The sequence below is a fragment of the Microcoleus sp. AR_TQ3_B6 genome, assembly GCF_036702785.1.
GTDB lineage: Bacteria > Cyanobacteriota > Cyanobacteriia > Cyanobacteriales > Microcoleaceae > Microcoleus.
Genome location: NZ_JAUBVJ010000017.1, coordinates 86408 through 102381, shown reverse-complemented (window position 1 = coordinate 102381; position 15974 = coordinate 86408). Strand labels below are relative to the sequence as shown.

Below are 15974 nucleotides of genomic sequence, written 5' to 3'. Positions count from 1 at the left end.
CAGCAGTGGCGATCGCACCAGACGGCAAAACCGCGATTTCCGCTTCAGGGGATAAAACCCTGAAAATCTGGGACACCGAGACAGGTACGGAAGTTAGAACCCTGACCGGTCATACTGACTCGGTAACAGCAGTGGCGATCGCACCAGACGGCAAAACCGCGATTTCCGCTTCAGGGGATAAAACCCTGAAAATCTGGGACACCAAGACAGGTACGGAAGTTAGAACCCTGACCGGTCATACTGACTCGGTAATAGCAGTGGCGATCGCACCAGACGGCAAAACTGCTATTTCCGCTTCAGAGGATAAAACCCTGAAAATTTGGGACACAGAAAGCGGTACCGAACTTAGAACCCTCACCGGTCATACTAACTTGGTATTTGCAGTGGCGATCGCACCAGACGGCAAAACTGCTATTTCCGCTTCAGGGGATAGCACCCTGAAAATTTGGGAGACCGAGACAGGTACGGAAGTTAGAACCCTCATCGGTCATACTATCTTGGTAACAGCAGTGGCGATCGCACCAGACGGCAAAACTGCGATTTCCGCTTCAGACGATGAAACCCTGAAAATCTGGGACACCGAGACAGGTACGGAAGTTAGAACCCTCATCGGTCATACTAGCTGGCTAAATGCAGTGGCGATCGCACCAGACGGCAAAACTGCGATTTCCGCTTCAGGGGATAAAACCCTGAAAATCTGGAACACCGAGACAGGTAGGGAAGTTAGAACCCTAACCGGTCATACTAAGTCGGTAAATGCAGTGGATCTCTCACCAGACGGCAAAACCGCGATTTCCGCTTCACGGGATTACACCCTGAAAATCTGGGACACCGAGACAGGTACGGAAGTTAGAACCCTCACCGGTCATACTAAGTGGCTAAATGCAGTGGCGATCGCACCCTCAGGCCTCACCGCGATTTCCGCTTCATGGGATTACACCCTGAAAATCTGGGACACCGAGACAGGTAGGGAAGTTAGAACCCTCACTGGTCATACTAGCCGGGTAAATGCAGTCGCGATCGCACCAGACGGCAAAACCGCGATTTCCGCTTCAAACGATGAAACCCTGAAAATCTGGGACACTGAGGCAGGTACGGAAGTTAGAACCCTTACGGGTCATACTGACTCGGTAATAGCAGTGGCGATCGCACCAGACGGCAAAACTGCGATTTCCGCTTCAAACGATGAAACCCTGAAAATCTGGGACACCGAGACAGGTACGGAAGTTAGAACCCTCACCGATCATACTACCTTGGTAAATGCAGTGGCGATCGCACCAGACGGTAAACGAGTGATTTCCGCTTCATGGGAGAAAACCCTGACAATCTGGGACACCGAGACAGGTAACGAAGTTACAATCCTCATCGGTCATACTAGCCGGGTAACAGCAGTGGCGATCGCACCCTCAGGCCTCACCGCGATTTCCGCTTCACGGGATAACACTCTCAAAATCTGGGATTTGCTTAGTGGCAAAGAAATTGTTAGTTTCAGCGGAGATTCTGGCTTCGATTGCTGTGCAGTTTTACCTGATGGACTGACAGTTGTAGCGGGCGATCGATCGGGCCGGGTGCATTTCCTGCGATTGGAGGGAATGGGGGATTTGGGAGATGTTTGAGAGACATGGGCGATGAATTTTTGGGGACGGGCGATGATTTTTGGGGTAGGGAAACGGCATTGCCGTGTCCGGAGGGGGCCGTATTGTCGATGGTTGCATCCGATTGGATCATCCGGGCGATCGGGCGATTGGGAAATGTGCGATCGGGCGCTCGGGCGATCGGGCGATCGGGAAATGTGCGCTCGGGCGATCGGGCGATCGGGAAATGTGCTCTCTGCGGGCAAATTCATCATGCAATTCGGTTAATTTTACCCGTTACCCGAAATTAGGACACGGCAGAAATTCGGACACGGCAGTGCCGTTTCCCTACGAATTGGGTCGTGGTTATATGCGATTGTGCGCGAAGAAATTCGGACACGGCAGTGCCGTTTCCCTACAAATCCGGTGGTGGTGATGTGCTCTGTGCGGGCGATCGATTATTTTGGGGTAGCGCCAAGAAATTCGGACACGGCGCCGTGCCGTTTCCCTACAAATCCGGTGGTGGTGATGTGCTCTGTGTGGGCGATCGATTATTTTGCGGTAGGGAAACGGCATTGCCGTGTCCTCTTTTGCCTCCCGAGGGCGATCGACATTTTAGGGTAGGGAAACGGCATTGCCGTGTCCTCTTTTGCCTCCCGAGGGCGATCGATTATTTTAGGGTAGGGAAACGGCATTGCCGTGTCCTCTTTTGCCTCCCGAGGGCGATCGACATTTTGGGGTAGGGAAACGGCATTGCCGTGTCCTCTTTTGCCTCCCGAGGGCGATCGACATTTTAGGGTAGGGAAACGGCACTGCCGTGTCCTCCAATGCCGTTTCCTCCAATGCCCTATTGCCCATAGAATAATGAGGGAAATATTATTCTATTTTCATACAATGCCTTACGACCCCAACAAACACCACCGCCGTTCTGTAAGGATTAAAGGATACGATTATACTCAACCCGGTGTTTATTACATTACCATTTGCACCGAAGCACGACAGTGTATATTCGGCGAAGTGATTGACGGTCAAATGCAATTAAATCTTTTAGGTCATCTTGCCCACACTTGTTGGCTAGAAATTCCCAATCATTTTCCCCGCTTTCAATTAGATACATTTGTGATTATGCCCGATCACATACACGGACTTTTGGCGATCGTTGACAATACCCCCGTAAAAACACAGCAAAGGCGTGTCCCTACCCCCGAACGATTGGGCCAACCCGTTCGCGGTTCTATTCCTACGGCAATCCGTTCCTATAAAAGTGCTGTTACAAGACTCATTCATAAGTTCTGCGAAACAACAGAATTTCCTGTCTGGCAAGATGGTTTTTACGAATCAATTATCCGCGATGAAGAATCTTTGAATTGCAAAAGGCAATACATCACCAACAATCCTCAGCGTTGGGGCGACAATCCTGAGAAATTAGAACACCAGAAAAATCACCCTATTTTGTTAGATTCGCGTTTTTAAAGCAGAAATCAGGACACGGCAGTGCCGTTTCCCTACAATGAATCGGGCGGTGGTTATATCCGATCGCACGATCGACATTTTGAGGTAGGGAAACGGCAATGCCGTGTCCGGACGCCGCCGTGTCGTCGATGGTTATATTTGATTGTGCGATCGATTATTGTGAGGTAGGGAAACGGCACTGCCGTGTCCTCCCAGGGCCCTGTCCCCGATGGTTATATCCGATCGCGCGATCAACATTTTGAGGTAGGGAAACGGCACTGCCGTGTCCTCCCCGGGCCGTGTCGTCGATGGTTATATCCGATGGCGCGATCGATTATTGTGAGGTAGGGAAACGGCACTGCCGTGTCCTCCCAGGGCCCTGTCCCCGATGGTTATATTTGATTGTGCGATCGACATTTTGAGGTAGGGAAACGGCACTGCCGTGTCCGGACGCCGCCGTGTCGTCGATGGTTATATCCGATCGCGCGATCGATTATTTTGAGGTAGGGAAACGGCAATGCCGTGCCCTCCCGGCGCCGTCACATCCAAAACAATAAATCAACCAAACACCAGATCAATCAACCGTAGGCTCATCCAATCCCAGCGGCACAAAATATTGACTGTAAACCACACTATCCGGTTCCCAAAGCGGCCGCCAATAAACATTTTGCATCACCGCCTTCTCCCCATCACCATCAGCCGGCCACTGAAAACTGACGATCGCAATATTGCTATATCCCACAATCTCATCACCCTCTTGCAGCCAGCGATTGCGCCACAACATCGCTATCAAATTCCACAACCTATGCAGCACAGACAATTGTTTATTTTTATGCGATCTCTCTGACGCAGTTCCCTTTTCGACGCGCAAAAACACCCGAGCTCTTTGCCGTTTAATCCAGTCAATCCGATAGCCCCAATCAGGCAGAGATTGTCTCTTTTTGAAACCAGCCGCCACAGCCTTCTTCCTGCTCATCCTCGCAATATTCATTAATTCCAGCGGCTCATTCCATCCCAAACATTGGTGCGATCGCTCAGGAAGCAACGACTTAAGCTTAGTATGAACTAAATGCGTTTTCCACTCCTCATTGATAAAAGCACTAGCAGTCAACTGCGCCAGCACAGAATATTGACAGCTTGACTTATAATTCGCCCCCCCCAAAGGCTCAATATTCGATCGACACTCACCAAAATGACAATCATACCAATAACTCAGTCGCACAGCAGCAGCATAGTGAATATCCCCCGTCAACACAATCACCCGATCGCGCTGTTTAAAAAATTCCACCAACAGCTTCACAAAAGCCAACTCATGAAAATTCCAAGCATCCCCCGCATCACTACTAAAAACCTTCCCCTGTGCCAAATCCCACTTTTGCACCACATCAATAAGCCACAAACCCACCAAATTTGTCGGCACAACCACCAGCGTCGCCTCAATCTCAAACTCCCCAGTTTTATTCAGCAAATCAGTCTCCTTCAAAGGTTTCTGAATTTGCTCCTCAAAACCTTTGTGAGTCAAAAGCATCGGCGGATCGGTCGGGCTTTCCACCGGATACCCCCGCCAAGTCCGCGTATCCAGCACAATCACCTCGTGCTTAAAACTTCTGACAGTAAAATGCCAATTCAAAACCTCACTTACACCCTCACCATCCCGATCCAAAACAAAAACATCTTCATCTAATTTCAACTTAGGCAAATTAGTTTTCGGATCGAGCCTGGGAATTCCCAAATACGAAGCCGCCTCCTCCCAAACAGCAACATCAGTCCCCGCCGAAGCAGACCATTTTTCAGCCGCCTTTAATAATTTATCTCCCGGTTTTTCGCGATCGAACTGTGCGGGCGTATTTCCCCAAGCCTGAAACACAGCATAAGCCAGCAAAGCATTCTGCAGCACCCGCCGACCCAGCGGCTTCCCCAGCACCCGGTAACACCACTCTCGATTCAAATAAAAATCATCGCTAACATCATGGTCATCGCAAATCATATAAGTAGGAATATTCGCTAGCGCCCTCCTCACCCTCCACAAATTGCGGGCAAAACCCTCAAGTTCAACAACTTCTTTATCCCAGACCTTTGCCTGCTTAGAATTTGGACAAATATCCTTACCCTTCGGAAAACGCGCGCACCAAAGTATCGGCGACCAAACTAACAAATACATCGCGCAATATTCCCCCAAACCGAACAAATGACTTTTAGATTTTTCCGGTTGATTCACCAACATCGCCGTAAAGCCGCCACAATCTCTGGCAATATCGCTGCGAGTCCCCGGCTGTAACTGAATTGGTTTTTTGGACTCATACTCAACATCAGACGGTTTTTGAATTGGCGACTCTCTAAAAATTTCCCTCTCTGGGCCGCCTGCATTTTCGTTTTCCGAAATTTTAGGTATACTGATACACAAATTCTTTTTAATTTGGGCGTCATCCATCAGGGGTAGACTCTCTTCCCAGCCCAACAGGGTATCGCCAGCATCAGTCAAAGCCCACAGCATCGCATCGGCAACGTCGTCGCCGTAAATTTGGTCGCCCGTTAAAAACAGTTGGTGGGGTCTGCTATTTGCCGTTCCTGCAAACTGTTCGATCGAATTATCCAAGATTGGCAGGGCATCTCTCCCGTCTCCGTGGGGCTTGCGACAAGAACCGTGAACGATACGCAAATAATTTAAATCCTTCGGCGGCAGCGCAAAAGTCGGCAACTGGTGAGGGAAATAACTGATCGTCTCCGGCCCCAAAGCCGACAAATCAGGGGAGGCCGGCCACAGGCAAGAAATGAGATTTTCTTTCTCATTTTCTGGGACCCGAACCCCGGAGTGCGACTCGCGACTCCCAGCAAACTCGATGTCATAAGCATAAATCTGCCCGTATGTCAAGACATTGCTGTTAATTGGTTTAGCAGTCACCGCCACTACGTGCAGGTATTTGCCGAGCTGCACGGTAGAGCTCGCACCTTGGAGCAAGGGCCGATCGACAATTTCGCCGGTTCCGCCCTCAGTCGCATAAACCTTGAGTTCGACTTGGCGGGGTGCTTTCAGAGCCAGCCACACAGTCACGACCTCTGTTTGAGTCCGGCGCAAAATCGGACCGGCAAGGATGAGCGGCAAATGATGAATTCGATGAATTAAGGGAGTCCAGGACATAGGATTTAAAAATAAAAATTAAATAAGGGTGTTCTAGCAATAAGATTTTAGGCGATCGACAATCTGTCACCCCCTTAATTAATGCTAAGTCTGCCAACCCCTGTCTGGAAATTTGTAACAATTGATTAAGTAAAATTAATAATCACCCATGCTACAACAACAACAATTACAGCATTTCCTAGATTCAGCCCTGCCGTCGCCAGCAATAAAATTATCAGAACCCGCCGGACGGCCCAACAGCGGGCCGATCTACTCGTCACCTTTAGATCGGGCGATCGACCCCCACCCCCTCACCGTGGCTCCAGAAACCCCGATAGCCGAAGTGTTGGCACTCATGAACCCGATGCACGTTTCCTGTCAGCTTTGTGGCGAAAAACAAAACGCTCTCAAGAGCAAGGCCAAGCGCAGTTGCGTCATCGTCGTGGAAGATAATCGGCCGATCGGCATTTTTACAGAACGGGATATTATCGTCAAGCTAACTACCGTCGCAGCTTGTGCGGTAGGACTGACAATTGCTGACGTAATGACTCGTGAGCCCATTACCCTCAAACGATCCGAGTCTCCAGATATTTTCACAGCTATGTTCGCGTTGCGCCAGCACCAGATCCGGCATTTGCCCGTAGTCGATGAGGACTCGCGACTTTTGGGCATCATCACCCGCGAAGCCATCCACGAAGCCCTGCAACCGGTTAACTTGCTAACCAATTTGCGCTGTGCTGCAGATGTCATGACGCACCAAGTCATTTCGGCCCCAAAAACTGCCTCAGCCCTCGATTTAGCCCAGCTCATGGTCAAGCATCAAGTTAGTTCCGTCGTCATTGTCGAAGAGCAAATTCAGCATCCTGAGCGGGCGATGGCACCAACACAAAAATACGAAATTCCGATCGGCATTGTCACCGAGCGCGACATCGTGCAGTTTCACGCCCTCGAATTAAACCTCTCGGAAATCTCGGCAACTGAGGCCATGAGTGCGCCTTTATATTGCATATCTCCCGCCGATTCCCTCTGGAGTGTCCACCAGTCCATGCAGCGGCACAGCGTCCGGCGTTTGGTAGTAGTTGGCAGCCAGGGAGAACTTTTGGGCGTTGTCTCTGAGACAAGTTTGCCGCAAGTTTTTAACCAATCTGAAGTTTACGGGACGATCGAGCTTTTGCAGCAAGCAGTGGACGAGCGAGCCGCCCAATTGCAGCGCGCCAACGAACTTTTGCAGCAAGAAGTTTTAGAGCGGCAGCGGGCCCAAGAAGCCCTGCGCCAAGCTCACGACGACTTAAAAAAACAAGTTGAAGAACGCACCGCTCAACTTTTAGAATCAAATGAATTGTTGAGACGGGATATTATCAAGCGCCAGCGAGTTGAAGAAGTGCTGCGGCGAAAGCAAAGTTGCTTAAAAGATCAAGCGCAGCAATTAGAGCAAACTGTGCGAAAGTTGCAGCTAACTCAAACTCAATTAGTGCAAACCGAAAAAATGTCTTCTTTGGGACAAATGATTGCCGGTATCGCTCACGAAATTAACAATCCTGTTAATTTTATCTACGGCAACCTTTCCCACGCCAGCCACTACATCAAAGAATTGATCCAATTGTTGGAACTTTACCAGCAGCACTATCCCGAACCAGTCTCGGAAATTCGGGAAGCAGCAACAGACATGGAAGTCGATTTTTTGGTAGAAGACTTATCTAAGATCGTGTCTTCTATGCAAGTAGGAACCGAGCGCATCCGCCAAATAGTTGTGTCGATGCGCAATTTTTCGCGATCGGATCAATCTAACATCAAGCTCGTTGACATTCACGAGGGACTCGAAAGCACTTTGTTGATTTTGCAGCACCGGCTCAAAGCTTACGGCGGACATCCATCTATTCACATCATTAAAGAATACGGCAATCTGCCCCACATCCAGTGCTGTGCCGGTCAGATCAATCAGGTGTTCATGAATATTATCGGCAATGCGATTGATGCTTTGGATGAAGAAATCCAGACAGGGAAATGGGCGACAAAAAATGGGAAAAATTCACCCCCCTCAAATCCTAGTTCTCCATTGACTTTTCCCACTATTACAATTCGCACTGAAGTTGTTAGCAGCGATTTTGTGGCGATCCGCATTTCCGACAACGGGCGGGGCATACCGGAGGAGATTCGCCGCCAATTATTTGACCCGTTTTTTACTACCAAACCAGTCGGCAAGGGCACTGGGTTGGGACTGTCGATTTCTTACCATTTAGTGGTGGAACAGCACGGGGGGCGGCTCACCTGTGTTTCGGAAGCGGGACTGGGCACTGAGTTTGCGATCGAGATTCCGATCGTCAGCTGTCATTAGTCAGCAGTCAGAGGATTTTCGATTTTCGATTTTTGATTTTCGACTGAAGAATTGGAAATGACTGATCGAGCTCGTGGTTGGGAGCACGGGTCTACAGTTGCATTCTTTTTTTTAACTGGTATCAGTAGTCATTTAGATTTCCGATTAAAGAATTGAAGAATTGAAGAATTGAAGAATTGGAAATGACTGCTCGAACTCATAGTTGGGAGCGCAGGCTTACAGTTGCATTCTTTTTTTTAAAGTGGTATTAGTAGTCATTTAGATTTTGGATTGAAGGATTGAAGAATTGAAGAATTGGAAATGACTGAGGAAGCTCATAGTTGGGAGGGAGCACGGGCTTATAGTTGCATTCTTTTTTTTAAATTCCAGGCTCTTCCTGGGAACCGATGTCACTCTTGCTCTGCCTCGGCCCAGACTATGGAGGCTCTTCCTCCGGATCTGCGTTACCAGGAAGAGCCTGGTAACGAGTACAATCATTTAGGATTGCTATATATTTGCATTCTTTTTTTAAACTGGTATTAGTAGTCATTTAGATTTTCGATTGAAGAATTGAAGAATTGAAGAATTGAAAAATGGAAGAACTGAAGAATTGAAGCTCGTAGTTGGGATCACGGGCCTACATTTGCATTCTTTTTTTTAACTGGTATCAGTAGTCATTTATATTTTCGATTAAAGAATTGAAGAATTAAAGAATTGAAGAAGTGAAGAATTGGAAATGACTGATGAAGCTCGTGGTTGGGAGCACGGGCCTACAGTTGCATTCTTTTTTTTAACTGGTATCAGTAGTCATGGGGAAGACATAATATACGGACAATCCTCCACTCTCCCTCGGACCCTCCCCCACTCTCGGACACTCCCTCACTCGGACACTCGGACACTGCCCCACCAATTCCTAAAAATTCACAATTTTTTACAAAACACCAGAAACCCCAGCAAAATGACTCTTTCCCCATCAAAAATCAAAAATCAAAAATCAAAAATCCTATAACTTTGCCCTCCCCTGATCCAACTGGACCGAACTCACTATCCCGTGTGCCTCATCCACTAGCGCCTTTGTGCGTGTTCAAGTTACCCGTACAAGCCCTCAACGACCAGCATCCTAGCCCCAAAGCCAAAAGCCCTGATTGTTTGATTCATTAATTTGTGTTTTATTTTTGTACCTCTTTATATTAAAAAAGTATTTTAAAATCAATTAAAAATGTAAAAAAAATATAAAAATAGATTTTTAAGTCAAAAAACCAGTTAAGATTCCAAAAGGTGCAAAATAAACAAATTTACTAGCATTTTCATTTAGACGCCCCCTTTCCTTTCATCGCAAGTTAGCTAATAATGCTTTCAACGAGGTGACTCAGGGCAGGCTCCAAAATTGGCCTAACCGAAAGACGGATACAAGCCCCAAACAAAAGTCGTCGAGAGCGAAAAATTTTAGACATTAGGGAGAACCATCAGATTCATCTGTGGAGTCAATCTAAAATCTCAAATCGGAAGGCTCAAATCGACTGACAGTAAGGGCATGGCAGTTGGGCTATTGCAACGCCTGCTATTGCAATGGGGCTATTGCAGTTGGGCGATCGAAAAAAAGCATGAAACCCCAGCCCTCATAGTTTTGATAGAAACCTATAGGAGAACAAAGAGTGAAACTCGCAGTTTACGGAAAAGGTGGAATTGGCAAATCGACAACAAGCTGCAACATCTCCGTTGCCCTAGCCAAGCGCGGCAAAAAAGTTTTGCAAATCGGTTGCGATCCAAAGCACGACAGCACATTTACCCTCACGGGCTTCTTAATCCCCACAATTATTGACACCCTTCAGCAAAAGGACTATCACTACGAGGACGTTTGGCCCGAAGATGTCATCTACAAAGGCTACGGTGGCGTTGACTGCGTGGAAGCAGGCGGCCCTCCCGCAGGAGCTGGCTGTGGCGGCTATGTAGTCGGCGAAACCGTCAAACTGCTCAAAGAACTCAATGCCTTCGACGAATACGACATCATCCTCTTCGACGTGCTCGGCGACGTAGTGTGCGGCGGTTTTGCAGCCCCCTTGAACTACGCCGACTACTGCATGATTGTTACCGACAACGGGTTCGACGCTTTATTTGCAGCCAACCGCATCGCCGCCTCAGTCCGCGAAAAAGCCCGCACTCACCCGCTGCGGCTCGCCGGTTTAATTGGCAACCGCACCTCCAAGCGCGACTTGATCGACAAGTACATAGACTCTGTACCCATGCCGGTGCTGGAAGTGCTGCCTTTGATTGAAGACATCCGCGTTTCTCGCGTCAAAGGTAAAACCTTGTTTGAGATGGCCCAGAGCGATCCTTCCCTCAACTACGTCTGCGATTACTACCTCAACATCGCCGACCAGATTTTGGCAATGCCCGAAGGAGTAGTGCCCAACGACACGCCCGATCGCGAATTATTCTCGCTGCTATCAGATTTTTACCTAAATCCAGTCCAACCAGTGGTCAAGAAGGAGGAAGATGAGCTAGACCTGATGATGGTTTAATAGGTCTAGCGATCAGGATGAGGATAAAGAGGTTATGGCTTTTTTTGATACTTTTTCAGTTGCTCTCAAACAGAAGTGGTTGGACTACTACCAGGCTAATCGGGCTTGGCTGCTCCTGCACATGACGGCTGACAACACGGTCGCCACACCCGACGGCGGGAAAAGGCCTGTTTCTTACCTCATCCTGGGAATTGCGGCTGCCCTGGAGCCGGAACTCCAGCAATTAATGCTGCCCTTCTCAAAACTCAAGCCGGATGCAGACAGCCTGATCGAAGTGTTGGGGCTAAATTTTGACCCGGACCTGGCGCTGGGTATACCCTCAAATACCACGCAACAGACGGCCAGCCAAACTCCAACAACTGCTGCACGAGCAGCAGCTCAAACTGCAACTGCTGCACCCGCAGCGGCTCAAACTGCAACTGCTGCACCCGCAGCGACTCAAACTGCAACTGCTGCACCCGCAGCGGCTCAAACTGCAACTGCTGCACCCGCAGCGACTCAAACTGCAACTGCTGCACCCGCTGATGCCAAATCTAATAAATTAGGTGGTGCGGCCTTAGCAGCAGCCGGAGTAGTCGCCGGAGTCGCCGGAGCCGCAGGTCTGGCTGCTGCTGCGTCAGCACTGAGTTCCGAGGAGGAATCCTTCGACGACGATGAGGAAGAAGCAGTCTCTGACTTCGACCTGGGCGATGACGAGGAAGAAGCAGTCTCCGACTTCGACATGGACGACGATGAGGAAGAAGCAGTCTCCGACTTCGACATGGACGACGATGAGGAAGAAGCAGTCGCCGACTTCGACATGGACGACGATGAGGAAGAAGCAGTCGCCGACTTCGACATGGACGACGATGAGGAAGAAGCCTCGGCTTTGGACGGTCTTGAGCTCGGCGACGATGAGGAAGACGCCGTATCTGACTTCGACATCGGCGAGGATGAGGAAGATGTCGTATCTGACTTCGACCTCGGTAACGACGAGGAAGAGGCTGCATCTGACTTCGACCTCGGTAACGACGAGGAAGAAGAAGCCTTGGCTTTGGGCGATCTCGACCTCGGCGATGAGGATGAAGAACTCGACCTCGGCGATGACGATGATGAAGAAGCCTCGGCTTTGGACGGTCTCAACCTCGGCGATGACGATGATGAAGAAGCCTCGGCTTTGGACGGTCTCGACCTCGGCGATGACGATGAAGAAGAATCCTCACAATTTGGAACTTTGACCTCTGAGGAGATCGAAGGGGGGATATCAGATCCGTTTGGGGAAGAAGATGAAGATTTTGTCGCCGAAGAAATACCCGATCCGTTTGGGACAGCGACCTCAGATGACCTAGACATGGATCTGGGCGACTTGGACGAAGACGGTATTGACGATTTCTCTGTATCTGATGACGATGACCTCGACGATCTCGGACTTGACGATCTCGGGGAAGCAACTACCGGAGATCCTGAGGAAGATGATTTAGATGCTTTAGATCTCGGCGATTTGGATTCCGACGATGAGGATGAAGAAATTTCGGGCTTTTTGTCGGATTTTAAGTGAGGTTGTTGCGCGATCGCCCGCGTCTCTCCTACTCTTGAAGTTTCCCGGTCTATTTGTGAGTTGTGAGTTGCGAGTTGTTAATTTTTAATTAGCTCAAACTCACAACTGCCAAAAGGCTTTTTGCCGCGAGGGAGTTGAAGAACACTAAATCCCTGCTGTGAGGGATTGTATGCCCTCGCGCAGAATTTTTTAGCCAAAATTTTGGATGCTGCGGCTGCTGCGGAAATATTGAGTGGGCTGCATCTATTTTTCAGAGGATTTACGCGAAAACCAGGTATTTCTATTATTGTTCGCTGCTTCGGGGCGATCGCACTTTCACAGGTGTTTTCTCGCCGCTCGGCCTGTTCGCGATCGAGAGGAAAAACAACCTGAAAAACTACTGATGCTTGTCTGCAGCAACAGATGCGATCGCAAAATACAGGTATTTCCTGGCTAGGCGATCCAGTCCTGTTTCAGACTAAAAACAATTTAAAGGGAGAAGATTTGACATATGACTGCTATTACTACTAATGAACCGGAAGCTTTAAACTTTGAATGCGAAACAGGCAATTATCACACATTTTGTCCGATTAGCTGCGTAGCTTGGCTTTATCAAAAAATTGAAGATAGCTTTTTCTTGGTCATCGGTACTAAGACTTGCGGCTATTTCTTGCAAAACGCAATGGGCGTGATGATTTTTGCTGAGCCTCGCTATGCGATGGCTGAGTTGGAAGAGGGCGATATTTCCGCTCAGTTAAACGATTATGATGAGTTGAAGCGGCTGTGCTTGCAAATTAAGCGCGATCGTAACCCGAGTGTAATTGTCTGGATCGGCACTTGCACCACCGAAATCATCAAAATGGATTTGGAAGGCTTAGCGCCGAAACTCGAAGCAGAAATTGGCATTCCCATCGTCACAGCGCGCGCTAACGGTTTGGATTACGCTTTTACTCAAGGGGAAGATACCGTTTTGGCAGCGATGGCTGCTAAATGCCCTGACAAAGCTCCTGTTGTAGAAGCTCAGAAGCAAGAAAGAAATGCTATCTCTCAACTGCTGAATTTCGGTAAGAAAAAAGAGGAAGTTGCAGCAGATGAATCGGAATATGTCAAGCACACACCGCTGGTACTTTTCGGTTCTTTGCCCGATCCGGTTGTTACTCAGCTAACTCTAGAATTGAAGAAGCAAGGAATCAAAGTTTCCGGTTGGCTTCCTTCCAAGCGCTACACTGAATTGCCAGTCTTGGAAGAAGGTTATTATGTATCGGGTATGAATCCGTTCTTGTCGCGTACTGCTTCTACGTTGATGCGCCGCCGCAAGTGTAAGCTAATTGGTGCGCCATTCCCGATCGGCCCTGACGGAACTCGCGCTTGGATTGAAAAGATTTGCTCAGTGTTGGGAATTGAACCAAAAGGTTTGGACGAACGGGAAGCGCAAATCTGGGCTGGTTTGGAAGATTACCTGCAAATAATTCGCGGTAAATCTGTCTTCTTTATGGGCGACAATTTGCTGGAGATTTCTTTAGCACGTTTCTTGATTCGCTGTGGCATGACTTGCCCGGAAATTGGCATTCCTTATATGGACAAGCGCTATCAGGCGGCGGAATTGGCTTTGTTAGAAAAGACTTGTCACGAGATGGGAGTTCCTACTCCTCGGATTGTGGAGAAACCGGACAATTACAATCAGCTTCAGCGGATTTACGAGCAGAATATTGATTTGGTGATTACGGGTATGGCTCACGCTAATCCTTTGGAAGCGCGGGGAATTAATACTAAGTGGTCTGTTGAGTTTACTTTTGCTCAGATTCACGGCTTTGGTAATGCGCGGGATATTCTGGAGTTGGTGACTCGTCCGCTGCGCCGGAATAATTCGCTGAAGGATTTGGGTTGGGGTAATTTGGTGAAGAATGAGGCTCAGGTTTAATCTCTAGCTCATCTACTTCCGGTTTTCACTGCTGTAAAAACCGCTATAATTATATAAGTGGGGTAGGTAATGCCTACCCTACTTTATAAGTTAATCAATAAAAGACTATCAAAATGACAGTTGAAAAAGAAGAATTTGGTGATATGGTTCGCTCTATTGATGATAGGCTATCGGAGGCTCAATACTATTTGTCGGTAGCTTATGATTTATATTATGGTTGCAATAGTACGCCAGAAAAATACGCGAAAGCACCTTGTTTCTGGAGGATGACTGCCTTGGGATTTCGCAACCTGTGTGTATTATATGTGTCTCAAGTATATGACCAACATAAAGATGCTGTAAGCCTTCCCAAAATTTTAAATATTGTTGATAGTAATTATAAATCATGGAAAGAACACTCCCAGGAAATAGGTGAGTTAGACAGAAAACAATTAGAGAAAGACCAAACTAAATTAACATATAAAAAACCGGGTGACCAAGATTACGATCCGAATCTAGATGGATTGAAAAAAATACTTTTTAATCAGAGAGACAAAGCAATAGCTCACTATGACAAGAAAGAACATTTTAAATATAAAAACGCTTTAGATGTTATGAATACAAACTGGAATATATTAAACAATGAGGAAGATGAAAACCCGGTCTTCTTGCCAATGCCTGAAGAGATGACTAGGCTTGACAAAGATGACTTGCAAAAACTGATCGATGAGGCGAGAGAAATATGTCATCGCTATATGTCTCTTTTAAAGATTGAAATTCCTCCAGAGTTCCCCGAGGATTACAATAACTTATTAGATATAAGTACAACCCCCTAATGAAACAGGACTTACGCATTGTAACGGTAGTATCCGACCTTAAGATTCTTCGCTATCGCTCAGAATGACAAAAAATCGTTATCACTGCGTAAGTCATGGAAAGCTGTGATAGATAGTCGGAAAATTTGGTTAAGATGAGTAAGTTAGGAAAACTGATCGAACAATTTTTATCAAACCCGTCTGAAGTGCGGTTTGACGATGTGTGCTATATCCTAACTGCTTTTGGGTTTGAAGAAAAGCGATCGAAAGGAAGTCACCATTCTTTCCGAAATGCCGATGGATTAAAGATTACAGTCCCTAAAAAGGGCGGTCAGAAGGTAAAAGGAGTCTACGTCAGGCAAATTGTGGCATTATTGAAGTTAGAGGAATGGAGCGATGAATCAGAAGATGAAAGTCAAGCTTAAATCCCTAGATTATTACTTGAGCCTGAAATATCCTATCAATTTTTATCCTGAACCTGAAGGTTATACAGCTATAATAAAAGACCTTCCTGGCTGTATGTCTCAGGGTGAAACTTTGTCCGAAGCGATGGAGAATATTCAGGAAGCTAGGGAATTGTGGATAGAGACTGCTTATGAGTGCGGCGATGAGATTCCTTTACCTGCAACGGAGGTTGAGTATAGTGGAAGTCTATCTTTACAGATTCCTAAATCTCTACATTTGAGTTTAGCAGAAAAAGCAGAAAGGGAAGGAGTTAGTCTTGACCAGTACATTCTGCTTGTGTTAAGTAAAGCAGGCTAAA

Annotated in this window: 12 protein-coding genes and 1 pseudogene; 11 read left to right on the top strand and 2 right to left on the bottom strand. The window is 47.7% G+C overall.

What is annotated here, in order from left to right; translation table 11 throughout:
* From QUB56_RS11395 to QUB56_RS11380, 4 genes and pseudogenes are all read left to right on the top strand, one after another.
* Window positions 1-1616, top strand: a pseudogene (locus QUB56_RS11395) (hypothetical protein); the annotation flags it as partial.
* A gap of 5 nt (window positions 1617-1621) precedes the next feature.
* A complete protein-coding gene (locus tag QUB56_RS11390) occupies window positions 1622-1885 on the top strand; it encodes a hypothetical protein (RefSeq protein ID WP_332955252.1) in 264 nt (87 codons plus the stop codon).
* Window positions 1886-1978: 93 nt separating this feature from the next.
* Window positions 1979-2317, top strand: coding sequence for a hypothetical protein (locus tag QUB56_RS11385; RefSeq protein WP_332955251.1), 339 nt, complete (start codon window positions 1979-1981; stop codon window positions 2315-2317).
* A gap of 151 nt (window positions 2318-2468) precedes the next feature.
* The gene (locus tag QUB56_RS11380) at window positions 2469-3047 is read left to right on the top strand and encodes a transposase (protein WP_332955250.1); all 579 of its coding nucleotides are present in this window, start codon (window positions 2469-2471) and stop codon (window positions 3045-3047) included.
* Window positions 3048-3179: 132 nt separating this feature from the next.
* Here QUB56_RS11380 and QUB56_RS11375 read toward each other — a convergent pair whose 3' ends face one another.
* Together QUB56_RS11375 and QUB56_RS11370 are read right to left on the bottom strand one after the other, a co-directional pair.
* Entirely contained in the window at window positions 3180-3305 is a 126-nt protein-coding gene (locus tag QUB56_RS11375; protein ID WP_332955249.1) for a hypothetical protein, read from the bottom strand.
* A gap of 295 nt (window positions 3306-3600) precedes the next feature.
* On the bottom strand, window positions 3601-6165 hold the full coding sequence (locus tag QUB56_RS11370; RefSeq protein ID WP_332955248.1) for a PhoD-like phosphatase: 2565 nt from the start codon (window positions 6163-6165) through the stop codon (window positions 3601-3603).
* A gap of 148 nt (window positions 6166-6313) precedes the next feature.
* On the opposite strand from QUB56_RS11370, the gene QUB56_RS11365 reads away from it, so the two are divergent.
* The 7 genes from QUB56_RS11365 (at window position 6314) to QUB56_RS11335 (ending at window position 15973) form a co-directional block, all read left to right on the top strand.
* Entirely contained in the window at window positions 6314-8479 is a 2166-nt protein-coding gene (locus QUB56_RS11365) for a CBS domain-containing protein (protein ID WP_332955247.1), read from the top strand.
* 1634 nt (window positions 8480-10113) lie between these two features.
* Complete coding sequence (gene bchL / locus QUB56_RS11360) at window positions 10114-10980, top strand: ferredoxin:protochlorophyllide reductase (ATP-dependent) iron-sulfur ATP-binding protein (RefSeq protein ID WP_332955246.1); 867 nt, start codon at window positions 10114-10116, stop codon at window positions 10978-10980.
* Window positions 10981-11014: 34 nt separating this feature from the next.
* Window positions 11015-12517: a DUF5331 domain-containing protein gene (locus QUB56_RS11355; RefSeq protein WP_332955245.1), complete on the top strand. Its 1503-nt coding sequence runs from the start codon at window positions 11015-11017 to the stop codon at window positions 12515-12517.
* A gap of 490 nt (window positions 12518-13007) precedes the next feature.
* Complete coding sequence (locus QUB56_RS11350) at window positions 13008-14417, top strand: ferredoxin:protochlorophyllide reductase (ATP-dependent) subunit N (RefSeq protein ID WP_006634711.1); 1410 nt, start codon at window positions 13008-13010, stop codon at window positions 14415-14417.
* Window positions 14418-14530: 113 nt separating this feature from the next.
* Window positions 14531-15232, top strand: a complete 702-nt coding sequence (locus QUB56_RS11345; protein ID WP_332955244.1) for an AbiU2 domain-containing protein — start codon at window positions 14531-14533, stop codon at window positions 15230-15232.
* Window positions 15233-15366: 134 nt separating this feature from the next.
* Complete coding sequence (locus tag QUB56_RS11340; protein WP_332955243.1) at window positions 15367-15636, top strand: type II toxin-antitoxin system HicA family toxin; 270 nt, start codon at window positions 15367-15369, stop codon at window positions 15634-15636.
* Complete coding sequence (locus QUB56_RS11335) at window positions 15620-15973, top strand: type II toxin-antitoxin system HicB family antitoxin (protein ID WP_332955242.1); 354 nt, start codon at window positions 15620-15622, stop codon at window positions 15971-15973. The genes QUB56_RS11340 and QUB56_RS11335 overlap by 17 nt, the downstream gene beginning before the upstream one ends.
* Window position 15974 lies beyond the last annotated feature (1 nt).

Bases quoted from the DNA above. Each gene is read 5' to 3' on its own strand.
- QUB56_RS11390 (WP_332955252.1), top strand. From the start codon at position 1,622: ATGGGCGATGAATTTTTGGGGACGGGCGATGATTTTTGGGGTAGGGAA.
- QUB56_RS11380 (WP_332955250.1), top strand. From the start codon at position 2,469: ATGCCTTACGACCCCAACAAACACCACCGCCGTTCTGTAAGGATTAAA.
- QUB56_RS11370 (WP_332955248.1), bottom strand. From the start codon at position 6,165: ATGTCCTGGACTCCCTTAATTCATCGAATTCATCATTTGCCGCTCATC.
- QUB56_RS11365 (WP_332955247.1), top strand. From the start codon at position 6,314: ATGCTACAACAACAACAATTACAGCATTTCCTAGATTCAGCCCTGCCG.
- QUB56_RS11355 (WP_332955245.1), top strand. From the start codon at position 11,015: ATGGCTTTTTTTGATACTTTTTCAGTTGCTCTCAAACAGAAGTGGTTG.
- QUB56_RS11350 (WP_006634711.1), top strand. From the start codon at position 13,008: ATGACTGCTATTACTACTAATGAACCGGAAGCTTTAAACTTTGAATGC.
- QUB56_RS11345 (WP_332955244.1), top strand. From the start codon at position 14,531: ATGACAGTTGAAAAAGAAGAATTTGGTGATATGGTTCGCTCTATTGAT.
- QUB56_RS11340 (WP_332955243.1), top strand. From the start codon at position 15,367: ATGAGTAAGTTAGGAAAACTGATCGAACAATTTTTATCAAACCCGTCT.
- QUB56_RS11335 (WP_332955242.1), top strand. From the start codon at position 15,620: ATGAAAGTCAAGCTTAAATCCCTAGATTATTACTTGAGCCTGAAATAT.